The organism is Mesorhizobium sp. M1B.F.Ca.ET.045.04.1.1 (assembly GCF_003952465.1).
Classification (GTDB): Bacteria; Pseudomonadota; Alphaproteobacteria; order Rhizobiales; family Rhizobiaceae; genus Mesorhizobium; species Mesorhizobium shonense.
In genome coordinates, this window is record NZ_CP034448.1 from 3,192,939 (window position 1) to 3,209,793 (window position 16,855).

Genomic DNA, 16,855 nt, shown 5'->3' on the forward strand with positions numbered 1-16,855 from the left:
TGCCGTCAAGAAAGAAGGCATGCCGTTCGATTGATTGAGGCTGGTTCTCGCCACTCCCTAACCCGCTCGCCTAAGCGGACTGTCGGCTAATCATTTGCCAGCAACCGCGCCTCGCGGAGAAGTGAGTTCGGACTGTTGCCGAGCATCTTGATAAGGTCACGTGCTTGAGCTTCGGTAATGCCGGTTTCCCGCACGAGAAACTGCACCCGAAAGTCCTTCTGCGCCTGCACGCGCTCGGCGCGTTCTTGATCGTTCTCAGCCATAGGAAACGTCCCCAGTCAGCCAGAACCCAGCGCCAACGAATTTGTTCCAACAAAAAAGGCCCATCGCAGCTAATGAGCGTAAGCGACGGGCCTCCTGCAATTAGGAGCGGTTACACCTGGAGGGATCGGCCGCTACGCCGCAAATCACCAAGCCGTGAATTCGTTCCACAATTGAACACGGTATTCTCTTCGCGTCCGAACCCGTTCTATGAGATAGTCTGCATAAACCGCGCCGAGGGCGGCGGCCATGTCAGTGTCGCGTTCCAGTGGTGTCTACTGGCCCGCTGATCTGGATATGCTCCAGCGGGTGTTTGACCGCTTGTGCAATGAGCGCCGCCTAGCCAAGAAAGACCGGGAGCAGCGTGCATTCCTGGCCACGGAACTGTTCCAACTTTTCCATGACGGCACCACCGACGAATCTGATCTACTGCGCACGCTTTCGAAGCGCCGCAGGGCATAACCGTCGGCGTTCACCCTCTTCCTTTCGGCGCTGATGCCGTTATCCTCGGCAACTGCAAGTCTGCTGGCCGCTAGGTGTCCCATCTCCTTGGAAAGCGCTGCGGGCTTCAGAGGGGTCAGCATGCCGGCTCGACGGTGCTGGCCCCTCTTCGTTCTCTGGAGCGCGTTGCGGCGCACCTACATCATCGGCAGAACTGTCGACTGCTTGAACTGACCTAAAGCAAAGCTCGATTCGATCGAGGCCACCCCTTCGAGTCTCGTCAGTTTCTGCTTGAGAAACGCCTCGTAGGCAGGCAGGTCCTTCACCACGACACGAAGCAGATAGTCCCGCTGTCCGGTCATGAGATAGCAATCGACGATCTCCGGCCATCGCGCCACCGCCGCGGCAAACCGATCGAGTTCCTCCTCACGCTGGCGTTCGAGCTTGATCGACACGAACACGCTGATCGGCAAGCCAGCCTTAGCCTGGTCAACCACCGCGACATAGCCCTTGATGATCCCGGCAGTCTCCAAGTTGCGGACGCGGCGCGCACAGGGCGAGGCTGACAGGCCGGCCCTAAGACCGAGTTCTTCGGTCGTGGTGAACTGTGCCAGGATCGGAAATCGACGAAATTGACCGCAGACTGCTCGTCTCGCTCCGGGAAGACGCGCGGCTGACGGTGGCGATCATTATGCGCTTTGCCTTCGAGTACATTCAGCGTGACGGGGCCAAGGAGCCAGATGAAGTCAGCTGGTTAACCGATGCAGCCGGCGGAGCAGTCTACCTTCGGCTGTCGACGCGCACGATCGAGCAGCCGAGGCGCGACATCGACGACCGGCTGGCCGGGGACATCGTCAACGGCGCCTACTGGCTTCGTCCTCCTGGCCCGAACGCTCAGCTCGTCATTGCCTATACGGGAGCGCTCGCACCCGAGGCGATCGAAGCGGTCGGGCTCATGGCAGAAGATCGTCGCGACGTCGGGCTGCTGGCGGTGACTTCGGCCGATCGCCTGCACGCGGGCTGGACTGCGGCGCAGCGAGGCCGTGAGCGAGGCCTAAGCCACGCTCGCAGCCACGTCGAACGGTTGCTGGCGGCCGTGCCAGGGACCTGCCCGCTGGTGACGCTGGTCGACGGCCATCCAGCAACGCTTTCGTGGCTCGGCGGTGTGCATGGCCACCGGACTCGAGCCTTGGGGGTCGAGCGTTTCGGGCAAACCGGCACCATTGCGGACCTCTACCGACACTACGGCATCGACGCTCAAGGCATCATGGCGGCAGCCCAGGCGATAAGCGTTGGCAAACCAATCCGATATTTGCGGGCGCAGTGATTGTTGCGGGCGCTCGCCGATGACGGCCGGCCGGTTGGCGGCCTTCATCGGCCAGCGCTTGGATGGCGGACTGAACGAGCTCGAAGCGCGTGGCGACTGGTCACGGGCCAAAGGCTCTCGCGGCAAGGCTGGATTTGCGGCCTAGCTTCTTGCGAATGATTGGTCTTCCAAGGCGTAGCCACCAAGTCGAACAGTGCGGATCACGTCAGCGTGCAGGAACTGCCTGAAGCATCGTCGCAGTCGGCTGATATGAACGTCCACCGTTCGCGGGCCGACAAAGACGTTGCGCGGCCAGGCGATTTTGATCAGCTCTTCGCGGGCCTCAGACGTCTTTGGCGAGATGCAGCAGTCGCTGAATAAGATCTGGAAAGTGGAACCAAGCGACATCTCGTTTTCGAGCCTGGTGCGGGCGAGGGCGGCGATTCTTGGCCTCGTGGCGGCACTCGGCTTCATGCTCCTGATCTCCCTCGCGGCGAGCGCGGCTAATCTCGGCATTGAGGGGTGTGGTCAACCAGCGCCTGCCGTTCGACGAACTGGTCGTGAGTTCCATCAACATGATCTTTTCGTTCCTGCTGATCACGCTGCTCTTCGCCGCGATCTACAAGATCCTGCCGGACCGCAGTCTCAAATGGCGTGATGTCGCTGTCGGCGCCCTGGTCACCGCGCTTCTGTTCACCATCGGAAAGTCGCTGATCAGCCGGTAGATCGGCAGCAGTTCGATCGCGAACTCCTACGGCGCCGCGGGTGCGCTGATGGTGGTGTTGCTGTGGGTCTATTACCCGGCTCAGATCTATCTGTTCGGCGCCGAAATCACGCGCGCCTATTCGATGATCAGCGGAAGCTGCGCCGATCTCGCACCGGTTGTGAAGCAAAACGTCGAAAAAGACCCAAAGATGAAGAATCGCCGTGTGCTTGATAAGGGGGCCTACTTGTCCAGGCTGGCCTGCGCCTCCATGGAACCGAGTCCCCTTAAACGACTTATGATTTAGGGCCGGGCGTAACCTTAGTAGTGACATGGCCTACGATCGAAACCGCATTTCACCTGCTCGCGATACGGAGACAGGCTTGCGGCGAGCCAAGCGCAACCGTTTCATCATCGTCATCGGCGCCTCCGCTGGCGGGGTGGAACCGCTGAAGCAGATCGTGCGCGACCTGCCCGCCGATCTGCCGGCAGCCGTGTTCATCGTGCTCCATGTCGGCCAGGTCAGCTACCTGCCGGAAATCCTCGATCGCGTGGCAACCCTCAAAACCTCGGTGGCCAAGAACGGCGCGACCTGCAAGGCCGGCAACATCTATGTGGCGCCGCCCGGCTTCCATCTTCTGCTGCATGACGATCACATGATGCTGCGGCGTGGCCCGCGCGAAAACCTCGCGCGGCCAGCGATAGACCCGCTGTTCCGCTCGGCGGCGCTCAGCTATGGCGCCAGCGTCATCGGCGTGCTGCTTTCGGGCTCCCTTTCCGACGGCACCGCCGGCCTGAGGGCCATCAAGGCTGTTGGCGGGCTTACGGTCGTCCAGCATCCGAAGGACACGCTGGTACCTTCCATGGTGGAGAGTGCGCTGCATTACGTCGAGATCGACCATTGCTTACCGGCGGCCGAGCTGGGCGGCTTGCTGGCGAAGCTGGCCGCCGAGCCGGCCGGGGAAACCTTGGCTGCGCCGCCGGGTGTGAGGCTGGAAGCGGCAATCGCTGCACTGGAGCATTCGACGATGAAAAATGAAGATCGACTTGGCGAACTCTCGGTGTTTACATGCCCGGAATGCCACGGGCCGCTGTGGGAGATCGAAGACGGTGACATGCTGCGCTATCGGTGCCATACCGGGCACGCCTTTACCGCCGACGCGGTGATGGAAGCGCAGGCGATCGAGGCCGACGAGATCCTGTGGAGCCTGCTGCGATCGCACCAGCAGCGGGCAGAGTTCGCCCGGCGCATGGCGGAGCGGGAAAAGACACAGCATCGCTCCCAACTCGCCAGCGAGTTTGGCCGGCGGGCGAAGGAATACGAAGCGGATGCCGCTCTGATCGAGCGCATCCTCGAAAGCAGACGGGTGCAGGCAACAGACGATGGCGCAGTCGGCGAGGAAGGCAAGCACAAGGAAGGCAAGGGCTAATTCGCGCGAAAGCGCGAAAGAGTTCGCGCCCTTCCCCATCATCGGAATTGGCGCGTCGGCGGGCGGAATCGGGGCGCTGCAGAAATTCTTTCCTGAAGTTCCGGTCGACAGCGGCTTTGCCTATGTGGTGATCCAGCATCTCGACGCCGAGCACGAGAGCGTGCTCGCAAGCATCATCCAGCGCTCGACCGCGATCGAAACGAAAACGGCGGCAGAGGGGCTGAAGATCGAGCCCGACCACATCTACGTCACGCCTCCGGGCGTCTCGGTGACCGTCGAGGGGCAGCGTTTTCATGTGGCCAAGATGGCCACCATGCGCGCTAGGCGGACGCCGATCGACGATTTCTTTGCCTCGCTGGCACACGACCAGGCGGAAAATGCAGCCGGGATAATCCTTTCCGGAACGGGCAGCGACGGCACCATCGGGCTGAGGGCAATCAAGGAGCGCGGCGGGCTGACGCTGGCCCAGGAGAGCGCCGAATATGACGGCATGATGCGCAGCGCCGTCCAGAGCGGCATGATCGACATGGTGCTTCCCGCGGAACAAATGGCCGCGAAGCTGGTCGGCTATTTCAGCCACGCCAACCGTACCGAAAGCGAGCGCGACCGGCGCAAGCGCGACGTGGCGGAACAGCTTTCGCGCATCGCGGCGCTGCTTCGCACACGCACCGGCCATGATTTCAGCGGCTACAAGGACAACACCATCCTGCGGCGTATCCAGCGCCGCATGCAGGTGCTTCAGATCGACGAGCCGGCCGCCTTCTACGAGCGGCTGCGCGACGAGCCGCAGCAGGTGGACCTTCTGTTCCAGGACCTCTTGATCGGCGTGACCAGTTTCTTCCGCGATCCGCAGGCCTTCGAAGGGGTCGAACGCTTCGTCATTCCCAAACTGTTCGAGAACCGCAAGCCGGACGAGACGATCAGGGTGTGGGTGCCTGGCTGCGCCACCGGCGAGGAAGCCTATTCGATCGCCATGCTCTTGAAGGAGAACGCGCCGCGAGGCGCTGCCTCGCCCAACCTGCAGATCTTCGCCACCGACATCGACGAGCGGGCGCTGGAAATCGCCCGCGCCGGTCGCTACCCGGCGACGATCGCAACCGACGTGACACCGAAGCGGCTGAAGGAGTTCTTTTCGCGCGAGGACGGCACCTATCGCGTCGCAGCCGAGCTGCGGGAAATCTGTCTGTTCTCGGCGCACAATCTCTTGCGCGATCCGCCCTTTTCCAAGCTCGACCTGGTCGCCTGCCGCAACCTTTTGATCTACATGGGGTCGGAGCTGCAGGAAAAGATCGTCCCGATCTTCTACTACGCGCTGCGCAACAACGGCTATCTCTTCCTCGGATCATCCGAGAACGTAACGCGCCACGCGCGCCTGTTCTCGACCATCGACAAGGCGAGCCGCATCTTCCAGAAGCGCAGCGGGGTCGCCATGCAGCGGCTGCCGGAGTTCCCGCTGGCGGCGGCGGCCAGGCAGGCGCCCCCGCTTGCGCGCCGGGCGGCGACGGCGACAACCCTGCGGGAGGTTGCGGAACGGGTCCTCGTCGAGCGCTATGCGCCGGCCTATGTCATCATCAACGCCGACGGCGAGCTGATGCACAGCTCGGGAGGCACTGGCAAGTATCTGGAGCTGGCCGCCGGCGCTCCAGACCACAACGTCTTCTCCATGGCCAGGCGCGGGCTGCGCATGGATTTGCGGGCAGCGATCCACAAGGCCGTCAGCACCGGACAGGTGGCGATCCAGAACAAGATCACCATAGGCACCAATGGCGGACGCCAGACCATCAGCCTGGCCGTGCAGCCGCTGCCGCCCGACGGCTCAGCGGACCCACTCTACATGCTGGTCTTCCGCGACATCGGCGGCATCAAGCCGGAGGCCGATGACGAGCCGGTCCACACGACCGACGATGTCGAGAGCGCCAATGTCAGCCAGCTCGAAAAAGAGCTGAGGGAAACCAGAGAGCGGCTGCAGATCACGACGGAGGAACTCGAATCCTCCAATGAGGAGTTGAAGTCCTCGAACGAGGAACTGTCCTCCATCAACGAGGAGCTGCAATCGTCCAACGAGGAACTGGAGACTTCCAAGGAAGAGCTGCAGTCGATCAACGAGGAACTGCAGACCGTCAATTCCGAGCTCAACATCCGCGTCGACGAGCTCAGCCGCGCCAACAACGACATGGCGAACCTGCTCGAAAGCACGCAGATCGCCACCGTTTTCCTCGACCGCGACCTCTGCATCAAGAGCTTCACGCCCACCGCTCGCGACCTGTTCAGGCTGGTTGAAAGCGATGTCGGCCGGCCGCTCGCGCATGTGCGCCCGCGCTTTGCCGCCGACGGACTTCAGGCCGACATGGAGCAGGTGCTGCGGCGGCTGGGCACCATCGAACGGCAGATCGAGGGCGCCGAAAGCGGCAACGCCTACATCATGCGCATGATGCCTTATCGCACCGTCGACAATGTCATCGCCGGAGTCGTCGTCACCTTCGTCGACGTTACCCAGATCGCCCAGGCGGAGGCAAAGATCGGCGCGCTCTCGCACGACCTGCGCAACCGCCTCGAAAGTCTGGAGACTATCCTGGACCTTGTGCCGGTAGGCATTTTTATCGCCGAGGACGGCAACGGCGAGGCGATCCGCGCCAACCGCCGCGCGACGGAACTCGCCGGACGGCGCGCCACCACGGACGGCAAGCTGACGCAGGTGCCGGCCGGGCTGCCGCTGATGATCGATGGCGCTGCAGTGGCAACGGGCGATCAGCCCCTGCAGAAGGCGATGCGAACGGGCAAGGCCATCCCCGGCTATGAGGCGCGGATCGCACGGTCGGACGGATCGAGCATCGACGTGATGATGTCGGCCAATCCGCTGTTCGACGAATCCGGCAAGGTGCGCGGCGCGATTGCGACCCTGGTCGACATATCGAACCACAAGGAAGCGGAACGCAGCCAGGAAAGGCTTCTGCATGAACTGCAGCACCGCGTAAAAAACATCCTCGCCACGATCACGGCGCTGGCCTCGCGCATGATCCGCTCGTCAAATTCGATGGGCGAATTCTCGACCTCGTTCCAGGATCGGCTGCACGCGATGGCCCGTACGCATGAGGTGCTGTCGTCCTACAATTGGGGCGATGCCGACCTCGAGCAGCTGCTCAGGGCGATGCTCTCTCCCTACAGCAGCGAACGCCAGAGCCTCGTTGTCCACGGCCGGCCGCTCCACCTCGATGGAGTGACGGCGGCGACGCTCGGCATGGTGTTCTTCGAGCTTGCCAGCAACGCCGCCAAATACGGAGCGCTTTCCGTCGACACCGGGCGCGTCGAAGTCTCCTGGGGCTTCGCGAAGCCGGGCATGTTGTCGGTCACCTGGAAGGAAATCGGCGGGCCGGCCGTGGCAGAGCCATCCCGCATGAATTTTGGAACAACTTTCATCCAGCAGAGTTTAAAGTACGAATTGAGGGGAAGTGTAGATTTGAACTTCAGGCCCGCCGGCTTCGAGTGCCGACTTGAGATTCCCTTGCCCCGAACGGAAACTGTCGACCAGTTGCCTAGCACGAATGAACAAGAGCGCCCCATTGTCCGGCCTTAAGATCCTCGTCGTCGAGGACTCGTTCCTGGTTGCGCTCGATCTCTCCGACGAATTGACCGATGCAGGGTGCGATGTCGTCGGTCCCGCGCCCTCCGTCGAGGAGGCGCTCGAACAGATCGATGGCGTCGAGCTGGACGGGGCGGTGCTCGACGTCAACCTGCATGGCGAACGCAGCTTCCCGCTCGCCGAGCACCTCGCCACCCGCGATGTCACTTTTGTTTTTCTCACCGGCTATGACAGCTCCACCGTCTTTCCCGATCAGTTCCGCGATTCGCCAAGACTGTCGAAGCCCGTCGACACCAGATTGCTCATCGAGGCGGTTTCACGTTTCAGCCAGCATAGGCATTGAGGCCTCGCGGGTTCTTTCCCGCAGCAATTTTCCACCGCCCGTGTGTCGCCACGCACCGGTCCATGACAACGAAAGGATCAGCTTGGGGGCGCGGCGCCTGACGGCCGGATCGGCCGACCTTGCGGCGGAACAAAACATCTAATTGCGCGGTTCGGCCCGGGACACAGAGGCGGCACCACAAGTGTACATCATCGGCAGCATCACGGTCTGGCCCTCGATTGGCTTGTTCGATCATCACTTGCTGGCATGGTCGGGCGTGCGGCGGCCCCACACAATTCCTCATCCCTCCTTAACCATCGGCAGAACTGTCGACTGCTTGATCTGACCCAAAGCAAAGCTCGATTCGATCGAGGCCACCCCTTCGAGTCTCGTCAGTTTCTGCTTGAGAAAGGCCTCGTAGGCAGGCAGGTCCTTCACCACGACACGAAGCAGATAGTCCCGCTGTCCGGTCATGAGGTAGCAATCGACGATCTCTGGCCATCGCCCCACCGCCGCTGCAAACCGATCGAGTTCCTCCTCACGCTGGCGTTCGAGCTTGATCGACACGAACACGCTGATCGGCAAGCCAACCTTAGCCTGGTCAACCACCGCGACATAGCCCTTGATGATCCCGGCAGTCTCCATGTTGCGGACGCGGCGCGCACAGGGCGAGGCTGACAGGCCGGCCCTAAGCCCGAGTTCTTCGGTCGTCAGCCGCGCGTCTTCCTGGAGCGAGACGAGCAGTCTGCGGTCAATTTCGTCGATTTCCGATCTTGGCACAGTTCACCACTCCTTGACTGTTTCTTCGCTCATGCAGCCAATTTTACCCGCAACTGCGCTCAACAATAGCCACTTTCACTTTCGATACGCCTCTACATTTCTGGGCACAGGCTTACGATGGAGATGGAGGTATCGATGAACAAGCCGTCGCATCTGCGGGAGATCGAAAAAAAGGTGCTTTGGCTGTCCACCTGGATGATCCATAACGCCAACCATCTGCGGTCGAGTGAGGACGGCCTGAAAATCGGCGGTCATCAGGCCTCGTCAGCCTCCCTGGCCACGATCATGACTGCACTGTACTTCGCGGTCCTCAGGCCCGCCGACCGCGTGGCGGTCAAGCCTCATGCCAGCCCGATCTTCCACGCCATCCAGTATATTCTTGGCAACCAAACACGCGAGCAGATCGAAGCTTTTCGGGCTTACGGCGGCGCGCAGTCCTACCCCTCCCGCACCAAAGATGTCGACGACGTGGACTTCTCCACCGGGTCCGTCGGACTTGGCGTTGCGCACACGCTCTTTTCCTCACTTGTACAGGACTACCTGCGAGCCAAGGAACTGGCAAAGGACCAGCCGGAGGGCCGCATGGTGGCGCTGATTGGCGACGCTGAGCTCGATGAAGGAAACATCTTCGAGGCGCTTCTGGAGGGCTGGAAGCACGGGCTGCGCAACACATGGTGGGTGGTCGACTACAATCGCCAGAGCCTCGATGCTGTGGTTCGCGAGGGACTGTGGGAGCGCTTCGAGACAATGTTTCGCAACTTCGGATGGGAAGTCGCCATCCTTCCTCAAATACGGCTCGCTGCTGCAGGAAGCCTTCACCGAGCCCGCCGGCGAGCGACTGCGCGACTGGATCGATCGATGTCCCAACCAACTCTATTCGGCACTGACATTCCAAGGAGGCGCTACCTGGCGCAAGCGCCTGCTTGACGACCTAGGCGATCAGGGACCTTTCTCGCGGCTCATCAACAACAGATCCGATGACGAATTGGCACAGCTGATGACCAACCTCGGCGGCCACGACCTGCCGAGCCTTCTCGAGGCCTTCGAGGCGGCTCGCCAGCATGACAGGCCGGTCTGCTTCATCGCCTATACAATCAAGGGCTTTGGGCTGCCGCTTGCGGGCCACAAGGACAACCATGCCGGCCTGATGACGCCAGCGCAGGTCGAAATCCTGCGTGAGAGAATGGCGGTGCGTGCGGGCCACGAGTGGGAGCCATTCGAAGGGCTGGGGCTGAGGGGAGGGGAGATCGAGGCTTTTCTCGAGACAGTCCCCTTCGTATCGAAGGGTCGGCGCCGCTACCGCGCGCCGACCGTGCCCGTGCCACCCCGGCTCGAGTTCACCGCGCAGGGCTCCATGTCGACGCAACAGGGCTTTGGCCTCATCATGCACGGCATCGGCAAGCTCGACGATGACTTCGCAAAGCGCGTCGCCACCACATCACCTGACGTGACCCTGTCCACGAACCTCGGTCCCTGGGTAAACCGCCGGGGGTTGTTTGCGCGCCAGGAAGTCGCGGACCTCTTCCGTAGCGAGCGCATCCCTTCGACCTTCAACTGGGACTTCTCGCCCAAGGGACAACATCTCGAACTTGGCATCGCCGAGATGAATCTTTTCATCATGCTTTCTGCCCTTGGTCTCTCGCATTCGATATTCGGCGAACGCCTACTGCCGGTTGGGACACTCTATGACCCGTTTATCGAGCGCGGGCTCGATGCGTTGAACTACGCATGCTACCAGGACGCACGCTTTATCCTTGCCGCGACGCCGTCGGGAGTAACGCTTGCCCCGGAGGGTGGCGCACATCAGTCGATAGCAACGCCGCTCATCGGCATGGCGCAAGATGGCCTGGCAAGCTTTGAGCCGGCCTTTGTCGACGAGCTGGCGATCATTATGCGCTTTGCCTTCGAGTACATTCAGCGTGACGGGGCCAAGGAGCCAGATGAAGTCAGCTGGTTAACCGATGCAGCCGGCGGAGCAGTCTACCTTCGGCTGTCGACGCGCACGATCGAGCAGCCGAGGCGCGACATCGACGACCGGCTGGCTGGGGACATCGTCAACGGCGCCTACTGGCTTCGTCCTCCTGGCCCGAACGCTCAGCTCGTCATTGCCTATACGGGAGCGCTCGCACCCGAGGCGATCGAAGCGGTCGGGCTCATGGCAGAAGATCGTCGCGACGTCGGGCTGTTGGCCGTGACTTCGGCCGATCGCCTGCACGCGGGCTGGACTGCGGCGCAGCGAGGCCGTGAGCGAGGCCTAAGCCACGCTCGCAGCCACGTCGAACGGTTGCTGGCGGCCGTGCCAGGGACTTGCCCGCTGGTGACGCTGGTCGACGGCCATCCAGCAACGCTTTCGTGGCTCGGCGGTGTCCATGGCCACCGGACTCGAGCCTTGGGGGTCGAGCGCTTTGGGCAAACCGGCACCATTGCGGATCTCTACCGACACTACGGCATCGACGCTCAAGGGATCATAGCGGCAGCGCAGGTGATAAGCGTTGGCAAACCAATCCGATATTTGCAGGCGCACTGATTGTTGCGGGCGCTCGCCGATGAAGGCCGGCCGGTTGGCGGTCTTCATCGGCCCGCGCTTGGATGGCGGACTGAACGAGCTCGAAGCGCGTGGCGACTGGTCACGAGCGAAAGGGTTGGCGGCAAGGCAGGATTTGCGGCCTAATGCATGTCGCCGAGAAGTGTGCAGCGGTTCTGGGACAACGACATGCATCAAAACAAAAGCTTAAAAGCGCGTCGCTTCAGCGCGACGCGCTTTAGCTTCTTGCGAGTGATTGGTCTTCCAGGGCGTAGCCACCAAGTCGAACAGTGCGGATCACGTCAGCGTGCAGGAACTGCCTGAAGCATCGTCGCAGTCGGCTGATATGAACGTCCACCGTTCGCGGCCCGACAAAGACGTTGCGCGGCCAGGCGATTTTGATCAGCTCTTCGCGGCTGATCACTTTTTCCGGATTCTCGAGCATGTAGCGCAGGAGTTTGAATTCGATCGGCCCGAGAAGAATTTCCTCGCCCTTGCATCGCACGTGATGGGTATCGATCTGCATTTCAATTCCGCCGTAGCTGAGTGACAGACCGGCCTCGGAGCGAACCGGATTTCCCAACCGTGAGCGTAGGTAGATCAGCAGTTTCGCCGGCGCCGTTGGCCTTACGAAACACTCGTCGATCCCTGCCTTCAGCAGACCGATGTGCTGGTTTTGCGCGTCGGGTGCTATGAGCGCGATGACCGGCAGGCTCTCGGTCCGCGGATCCTGCCTCAGCCGTCCGCAGGTGACCGCCATCTGGTTGGCGGCACGGCAATCCAAAATCCATGCCTGGACGGTGGTCGCCTCTGCCAGCTCAAGCGTTTCGTCATCGGTGCTGGCCAGTGTGCTGGAGAAGCCGTCCACCTCCAGAATATGGCTCAGCATAAGGTAAAATTCGACGTCCTGGGAGCATATTGCAACAAGAGGCTTCAACGCCGCTGTCGTGGCCTCGCTGGGTAATATCGCACAATTCATAATCCTCGCCCGTTTGCTGTTCTCGCCGCTTGCCCGCCGCCGCTGGAAAAACGCCTCTGAACAAACATTGTCCGACAATGCAAGAAAGTGTCAGGTTAAATTACGAACGCCAAAGCTTACAAAATGCCACGGTCCCGGCTAGTTTATCACCGGGATTTGCTCTGGAGACAGATCACTCAAGAATTCGATTCCCTTGTCACCGACATAAATTACCTCTTCAAACTGAAAGACCGCCCCGTCTTTCTCCAACTTGGGCTCGAGATGGAGTATCATTCCGGATGTTATGACCTCGGGATTGTCTTTTGAAATAGACGGCGGCTCCGTCACGTCCAGGCCACCGCCATGTCCGATGCGCGAGACAAGTCCATATGCCGGTGGCAGGCCTGCATCGCGCCAGAGCCGCTCGAAATCCCCGAACAGGTCCCCGCACGTCATTCCAGCCTTCACGCCTTCGGCTAGCGCGATCGTCAGCGCGCGGGTGTTTGTGTAGGCTTCGATCTCCCAGGACTCGGGCTCGCCGCCACGGGCGATCCGGTTTCTGTCCGCCGGGTATCCGCCATAGGTGGACCGAAAATCCGTCCAGGCATATTCGCCAACTTCCAGCGGCCGCATCGCGGGCGGCCGCGCGTAATTGAACTGTCCTCGACAAAACGTCATGGCGATGGGGTCGGCACGCTCAGCGCCGTATTCGAATATCCGGGACTGGATCCGGCGGCAGAGCTCGACCTCGGTGATGCCAAGCCTGGCATCAGCGACAGCGTCGTCGAACGCGGCGTTGACGATCGCAAACGAGACGCGTTTCAGCTCCGCCTCGAAAGGCGATTTGATCATACGGGTGCGCCACAGCAGATTGGTCGCGGGGCCGAGCTGTGATTGCCCGCCACGGGAGCGTATGCCGTCTACGAGCTCCAGGGAGCCGCGGCCATGCATATCCTGGCCGTAGTCGATTGCCGTCTTTGCCTTCGCGGCCGGGTCGCGGAGCCAAAGCAGTTGAACGATCGCGCGTGCCCCCTCAGCCAGGTAGCCGTCGTAGTAGGAAATGGAAAAATCGCGCGATCGCGATTCGAGATTGCGCGATTCGATCCGGTTGGCGACGGCTGTGATGTCTTTGTGGTCTATGAGCAAGAACAGCGGCCGAGAGTGATACCCCCAGGACAACGTGCGATAGTCGGTGAAATATTCGACATTCTTCTGATCGGTAAGAACCAGGAATTGCGCATCTTGCGCACTCATTTCACGCCGGACGGCGGCGAGGCGCCGGCAGAGTTCGTCCTGGGGGACGTCCGGTGACGGCGGGGCTGGAAGCATGGTTCCTCCTGGATGGTCGCGGCGCTTGTTGCCGTTCCGCAGTGTTGGCGCGTCGGCCTAGCTCGCCTCGAGCTCAACCGTGCATGCCAACCTGTCAAAGGGAGATTCCGTTACACCGAAGATCGAAAACGAGCTGTCGGCTGTGCTGAGGCGATAAAGGCGCCGCAACACTGGATAACCGTTGGGAATGGAAAAAATCTGCTGCGCCTGCTCGGACGCCGGCGCGGCGTCGATGAGGAGCTTTGTCTTGGTAAATTGCGTTCCGCGCTCACGCAGTGCGTCACCGATGAATTTGTCCCCGAAATCATTGATGACCTCGTCATCGATCGAGCGGGGCAAGTAGGAGGTGTCATACATGACCGCAATGTCGTCGGCCGAAATAACCTTGCGCACACAAAGCATGAAACCAGCTGGGGGATCGAGCACCTCGAACGCGGGATCGGCAATCTTCTCCTGGGTGAACGACTGGAGCCGGATCGAGGGTTTTAGACCAAGACGCAACGCGTCCGCGTGCGAGGTCAAGGAATAGTCGAGATCACGAATGAACCGCCGCTGCTCGCGAACGAATGTACCGAGCCCCGGCACCGAGCGTAGAACGCCAGCCGGCTGCAGGTCGCGCAACGCGCGCTTTATGGTGATTGAGCTTACACCAAACTCTTCGGCCAAAGCGGCAGCGGAGGGCAAAGCTTGGCCGGCTGCGTACTCCCCCGTGTTCACTCTGCGCATGATTTCCTGCCTCACTGTCTCGTGAAGTGCATTCGCGCTTTGTCCAACCATTGACCCGCTCAACTTCTGGTATACTAGGGATACCTACATGACCGAACCCGGATTGTCCATCCCTGGGCCGCATTTCACAAAACCGGAATATGAACTTAACAAAAATTTGACATACCTGTTATACTTGGTCTACCTTATAGGCCACGACAAACGTCACAGGAGGAGAAATCGATGCGGAGCAGAGCGCGCGTTTGTAGCCGAACAGCGGTTCTGGCGTTCGTGGCGGTTTTGACAGTCGCAGCGGCCGGCCGCGCCGAAACCACGCGAGAACGGGTCCTGCGAGAAGGCACTATCGTGATCGGAATTTCGAATGGCGCCCCATGGGGCTTTCGCGGCAAGGATGGCGAGCCAATCGGCTTTCACCCGGATCTCGTCAGGGCCGCTTTCGCCCGATTGGGGGTATCAAAGGTCAACATGGTAATTGCGGAATTCGGCGCCTTGATACCAGCGCTAAACGCCAACCGCTTCGACGCGATCGCTGCCGGTCTTTATATCTCTCCAGAACGCTGCAAGCTCGTCGCGTTCAGCGACCCGGACCTCAAGCTCGCCGATGCGGCGCTCGTGATGAAGGGAAATCCCAAGAAGGTGCATAGCTATGCCGACATAGCGGCGCGTGAGAACGTCAGGTTCGGCGTCGGCCGAGGCAGCACCACCGCAAAGAACGCCTCCGCCGCCGGAGTTCCACAGGATCGCACGCAGCTGTTTCCCGACATCCAGTCGAACGTGTCGGCATTGCTCTCAGGCAGGATCGATGTGGCGGCATTCTCAGCGCCGACGGTGGCCCGTATCCTCTCCGACGCGAACATCAGCGGCCTGGAGCGCGTGACGCCCTTTCAGGGTGCTGGCGGGCAAGATCGTTTCGGCTACTCAGCGATCGCATTCCGCACGGACGACAGCGACCTTCGTGATTTGTACAATGCACAGCTTCGGGCGCTAAAGTCGGACGGCACCGTGGCCAAGATCATGGCGAAGTACGGGTTCAGCGACGAAGAAACAGCACCAGACCTCAAAAGCGATCAGCTCTGCAACGGCAACTGATTCCTCGTCGCCGCGCGCAGGCCAGAACTGTTCATGGGACGACCGGTGGTCAAACGGTCGTGCGACCTTTTGGGCTTCAGAACGTGACATTCCTTGACATCTTTCTTGGCATTCTTGGCGGGCTCAAGGTTACCGCCATGGTGACGGCATTCGGGCTTTTGTTTGCAGTGCCGTTCGCTTTGGCATTCGGCGTCGCGCAGTATTTGACCAAGGGCGCTGCGCATTTCGCCATAACCTTGATCATTGAGTTCTGGCGCAGCTCGGCCGTGATCATTCTGCTTTTCGTCTTCTATTACGCATTGCCGGGCTTCGGCATCCATCTGCCGGCAACGACGGTGGGCGCCATGGTTCTGGGGCTCAATGCGGGAGGGTACGGCAGCCAAGCGGTGAGGGGTGGCTTGGAGGCGCTCGACAAAGGCCAAAGGGAGGCCGCGTCGGCCCTCGGTCTGGCGCGTCACCACACCCTGCTGCTGATCGAGCTCCCGCAGGCGCTGATGGCCATGGCACCGACTTTTGTCAACCAACTCATTCAGCTGATCAAAGGCACGGCCCTTGTTTCGCTGATCACCCTGTCGGACATGACATTCCAGGCCAAGGAGCTGGCCGAGGTCGAATACAATCCCCTCGGGATCTACACGGCGCTTCTGCTTGCCTATTTCGTGGTCTGCTACCCGATCACGATATTCGGCCGCTGGCTGCAGTTGCGGACGGGCGCGGCAAGGAGCCTGTCCGGTGAATTTTGATCCTGTCTTTGCCCTCTCGACCGTCCCGACAATTGCCGGCGTGATCGGAACGACCGTCGAAGTGACGGTGCTCAGCTGCATCGGCGCCTGCGCTCTCGGCTTCGTCTTCGAGATCGCGCGACGCTTGGGATCGGTGCCAGGATATGCGTTGCGCTTCGTGATCGATTTCATCCGCTCCACGCCGGCGCTGGCCTGGCTCTACTTCCTCTATTTCGTGCTTCCCCACTTCAACGTCGTGCTGCCGGCGATGCTCGTTGGCGTGCTTGGCCTCAGCATTTACTTCAGCGGCTATCTCGCCGAGGTGTTCAAGGCAGGAATCGATGCAATTCCAAGGGGTCAGTCGGAGGCCGCGAAGGCTCTGGGCCTCTCGCGCGCGGACACGATCGCCTTGGTGCTGGCCCCGCAGATGATCCGCAACATAGCTGCGCCAGCGGGCAACTACTTCATCTCCATCCTCAAGGCCACGCCTTATCTCGCCACTATCGCGGTGCCAGAAATGCTCGGACGCGCATTCGACGTCGCGTCCGAGACCTACCGCTACGCCGAGCCGCTGGCTGTCGCTGGAATTATCTTGCTGGCATTGGCGCTGGTGGCGGCAAAGCTGGTGCGACTGCTTGAGCGCAAGCTCGCCCAGCCTTCTCAACGTTAAACGGAGAAAGCGAA

At 61.1% G+C, this 16,855-nt stretch carries 15 protein-coding genes and 3 pseudogenes; 11 read left to right on the forward strand and 7 right to left on the reverse strand.

Features of this window, described 5'->3' with window-relative positions:
- Window positions 1–86: 86 nt before the first annotated feature.
- Complete coding sequence (locus EJ071_RS38520) at window positions 87–263, reverse strand: hypothetical protein (protein ID WP_189521602.1); 177 nt, start codon at window positions 261–263, stop codon at window positions 87–89.
- 247 nt (window positions 264–510) lie between these two features.
- Here EJ071_RS38520 and EJ071_RS38525 point away from each other — a divergent pair, with 247 nt between their 5' ends.
- Window positions 511–723, forward strand: a complete 213-nt coding sequence (locus EJ071_RS38525; RefSeq protein ID WP_189521487.1) for a hypothetical protein — start codon at window positions 511–513, stop codon at window positions 721–723.
- Between the two features lie 176 nt (window positions 724–899).
- Here the strand turns inward: EJ071_RS38525 and EJ071_RS15480 are convergent.
- Window positions 900–1,274 (reverse strand): annotated as a pseudogene (locus tag EJ071_RS15480) (Lrp/AsnC family transcriptional regulator); the annotation flags it as partial.
- Between the two features lie 107 nt (window positions 1,275–1,381).
- Here EJ071_RS15480 and EJ071_RS15485 point away from each other — a divergent pair.
- Window positions 1,382–2,029: pseudogene (locus tag EJ071_RS15485) on the forward strand (transketolase); the annotation flags it as partial.
- Window positions 2,030–2,170: 141 nt separating this feature from the next.
- Here the strand turns inward: EJ071_RS15485 and EJ071_RS15490 are convergent.
- Window positions 2,171–2,482 carry a helix-turn-helix domain-containing protein gene (locus EJ071_RS15490; protein WP_126098621.1) on the reverse strand — a complete coding sequence of 104 codons (312 nt, stop codon included), beginning with the start codon at window positions 2,480–2,482 and terminating at the stop codon, window positions 2,171–2,173.
- 50 nt (window positions 2,483–2,532) lie between these two features.
- Between EJ071_RS15490 and EJ071_RS39470 the strand changes: the two genes are divergently transcribed.
- The 5 genes from EJ071_RS39470 (at window position 2,533) to EJ071_RS15510 (ending at window position 8,064) form a co-directional block, all read left to right on the forward strand.
- On the forward strand, window positions 2,533–2,733 hold the full coding sequence (locus EJ071_RS39470) for a YhjD/YihY/BrkB family envelope integrity protein (RefSeq protein ID WP_245460252.1): 201 nt from the start codon (window positions 2,533–2,535) through the stop codon (window positions 2,731–2,733).
- A 48-nt stretch (window positions 2,734–2,781) separates the two neighbouring features.
- Complete coding sequence (locus EJ071_RS39475; protein WP_245460253.1) at window positions 2,782–3,018, forward strand: hypothetical protein; 237 nt, start codon at window positions 2,782–2,784, stop codon at window positions 3,016–3,018.
- 76 nt (window positions 3,019–3,094) lie between these two features.
- A complete protein-coding gene (locus EJ071_RS15500) occupies window positions 3,095–4,141 on the forward strand; it encodes a chemotaxis protein CheB (RefSeq protein WP_245460254.1) in 1,047 nt (348 codons plus the stop codon).
- The gene (locus tag EJ071_RS15505; protein WP_126098623.1) at window positions 4,095–7,715 is read left to right on the forward strand and encodes a CheR family methyltransferase; all 3,621 of its coding nucleotides are present in this window, start codon (window positions 4,095–4,097) and stop codon (window positions 7,713–7,715) included. Before EJ071_RS15500 ends, EJ071_RS15505 begins: the two co-directional genes overlap by 47 nt.
- Entirely contained in the window at window positions 7,702–8,064 is a 363-nt protein-coding gene (locus tag EJ071_RS15510) for a response regulator (protein ID WP_245460255.1), read from the forward strand. The genes EJ071_RS15505 and EJ071_RS15510 overlap by 14 nt, the downstream gene beginning before the upstream one ends.
- A 279-nt stretch (window positions 8,065–8,343) precedes the next feature.
- On the opposite strand, the gene EJ071_RS15515 is transcribed toward EJ071_RS15510, so the two are convergent.
- Window positions 8,344–8,823: an Lrp/AsnC family transcriptional regulator gene (locus tag EJ071_RS15515; RefSeq protein ID WP_126098625.1), complete on the reverse strand. Its 480-nt coding sequence runs from the start codon at window positions 8,821–8,823 to the stop codon at window positions 8,344–8,346.
- Between the two features lie 135 nt (window positions 8,824–8,958).
- Here EJ071_RS15515 and EJ071_RS15520 point away from each other — a divergent pair.
- Window positions 8,959–11,350, forward strand: a pseudogene (locus tag EJ071_RS15520) (transketolase).
- A gap of 235 nt (window positions 11,351–11,585) precedes the next feature.
- Here EJ071_RS15520 and EJ071_RS15525 read toward each other — a convergent pair.
- The 3 genes from EJ071_RS15525 to EJ071_RS15535 form a co-directional block, all read right to left on the reverse strand.
- Complete coding sequence (locus EJ071_RS15525) at window positions 11,586–12,236, reverse strand: response regulator transcription factor (RefSeq protein ID WP_189521488.1); 651 nt, start codon at window positions 12,234–12,236, stop codon at window positions 11,586–11,588.
- A 228-nt stretch (window positions 12,237–12,464) separates the two neighbouring features.
- Window positions 12,465–13,634 (reverse strand): M24 family metallopeptidase, encoded by a 1,170-nt coding sequence (locus EJ071_RS15530; protein WP_126098627.1) that lies wholly within the window; start codon window positions 13,632–13,634, stop codon window positions 12,465–12,467.
- Window positions 13,635–13,691: 57 nt separating this feature from the next.
- On the reverse strand, window positions 13,692–14,360 hold the full coding sequence (locus tag EJ071_RS15535) for a GntR family transcriptional regulator (RefSeq protein ID WP_210211922.1): 669 nt from the start codon (window positions 14,358–14,360) through the stop codon (window positions 13,692–13,694).
- A gap of 270 nt (window positions 14,361–14,630) precedes the next feature.
- Here EJ071_RS15535 and ehuB point away from each other — a divergent pair, with 270 nt between their 5' ends.
- The 3 genes from ehuB to EJ071_RS15550 all read left to right on the forward strand — a co-directional run bounded on the left by ehuB (window position 14,631) and on the right by EJ071_RS15550 (window position 16,841).
- On the forward strand, window positions 14,631–15,449 hold the full coding sequence (ehuB, locus tag EJ071_RS15540; RefSeq protein ID WP_245460336.1) for an ectoine/hydroxyectoine ABC transporter substrate-binding protein EhuB: 819 nt from the start codon (window positions 14,631–14,633) through the stop codon (window positions 15,447–15,449).
- A 137-nt stretch (window positions 15,450–15,586) separates the two neighbouring features.
- Window positions 15,587–16,192, forward strand: a complete 606-nt coding sequence (locus tag EJ071_RS15545) for an amino acid ABC transporter permease (RefSeq protein WP_245460256.1) — start codon at window positions 15,587–15,589, stop codon at window positions 16,190–16,192.
- Between the two features lie 61 nt (window positions 16,193–16,253).
- The gene (locus tag EJ071_RS15550) at window positions 16,254–16,841 is read left to right on the forward strand and encodes an amino acid ABC transporter permease (RefSeq protein ID WP_348628145.1); all 588 of its coding nucleotides are present in this window, start codon (window positions 16,254–16,256) and stop codon (window positions 16,839–16,841) included.
- Window positions 16,842–16,855 lie beyond the last annotated feature (14 nt).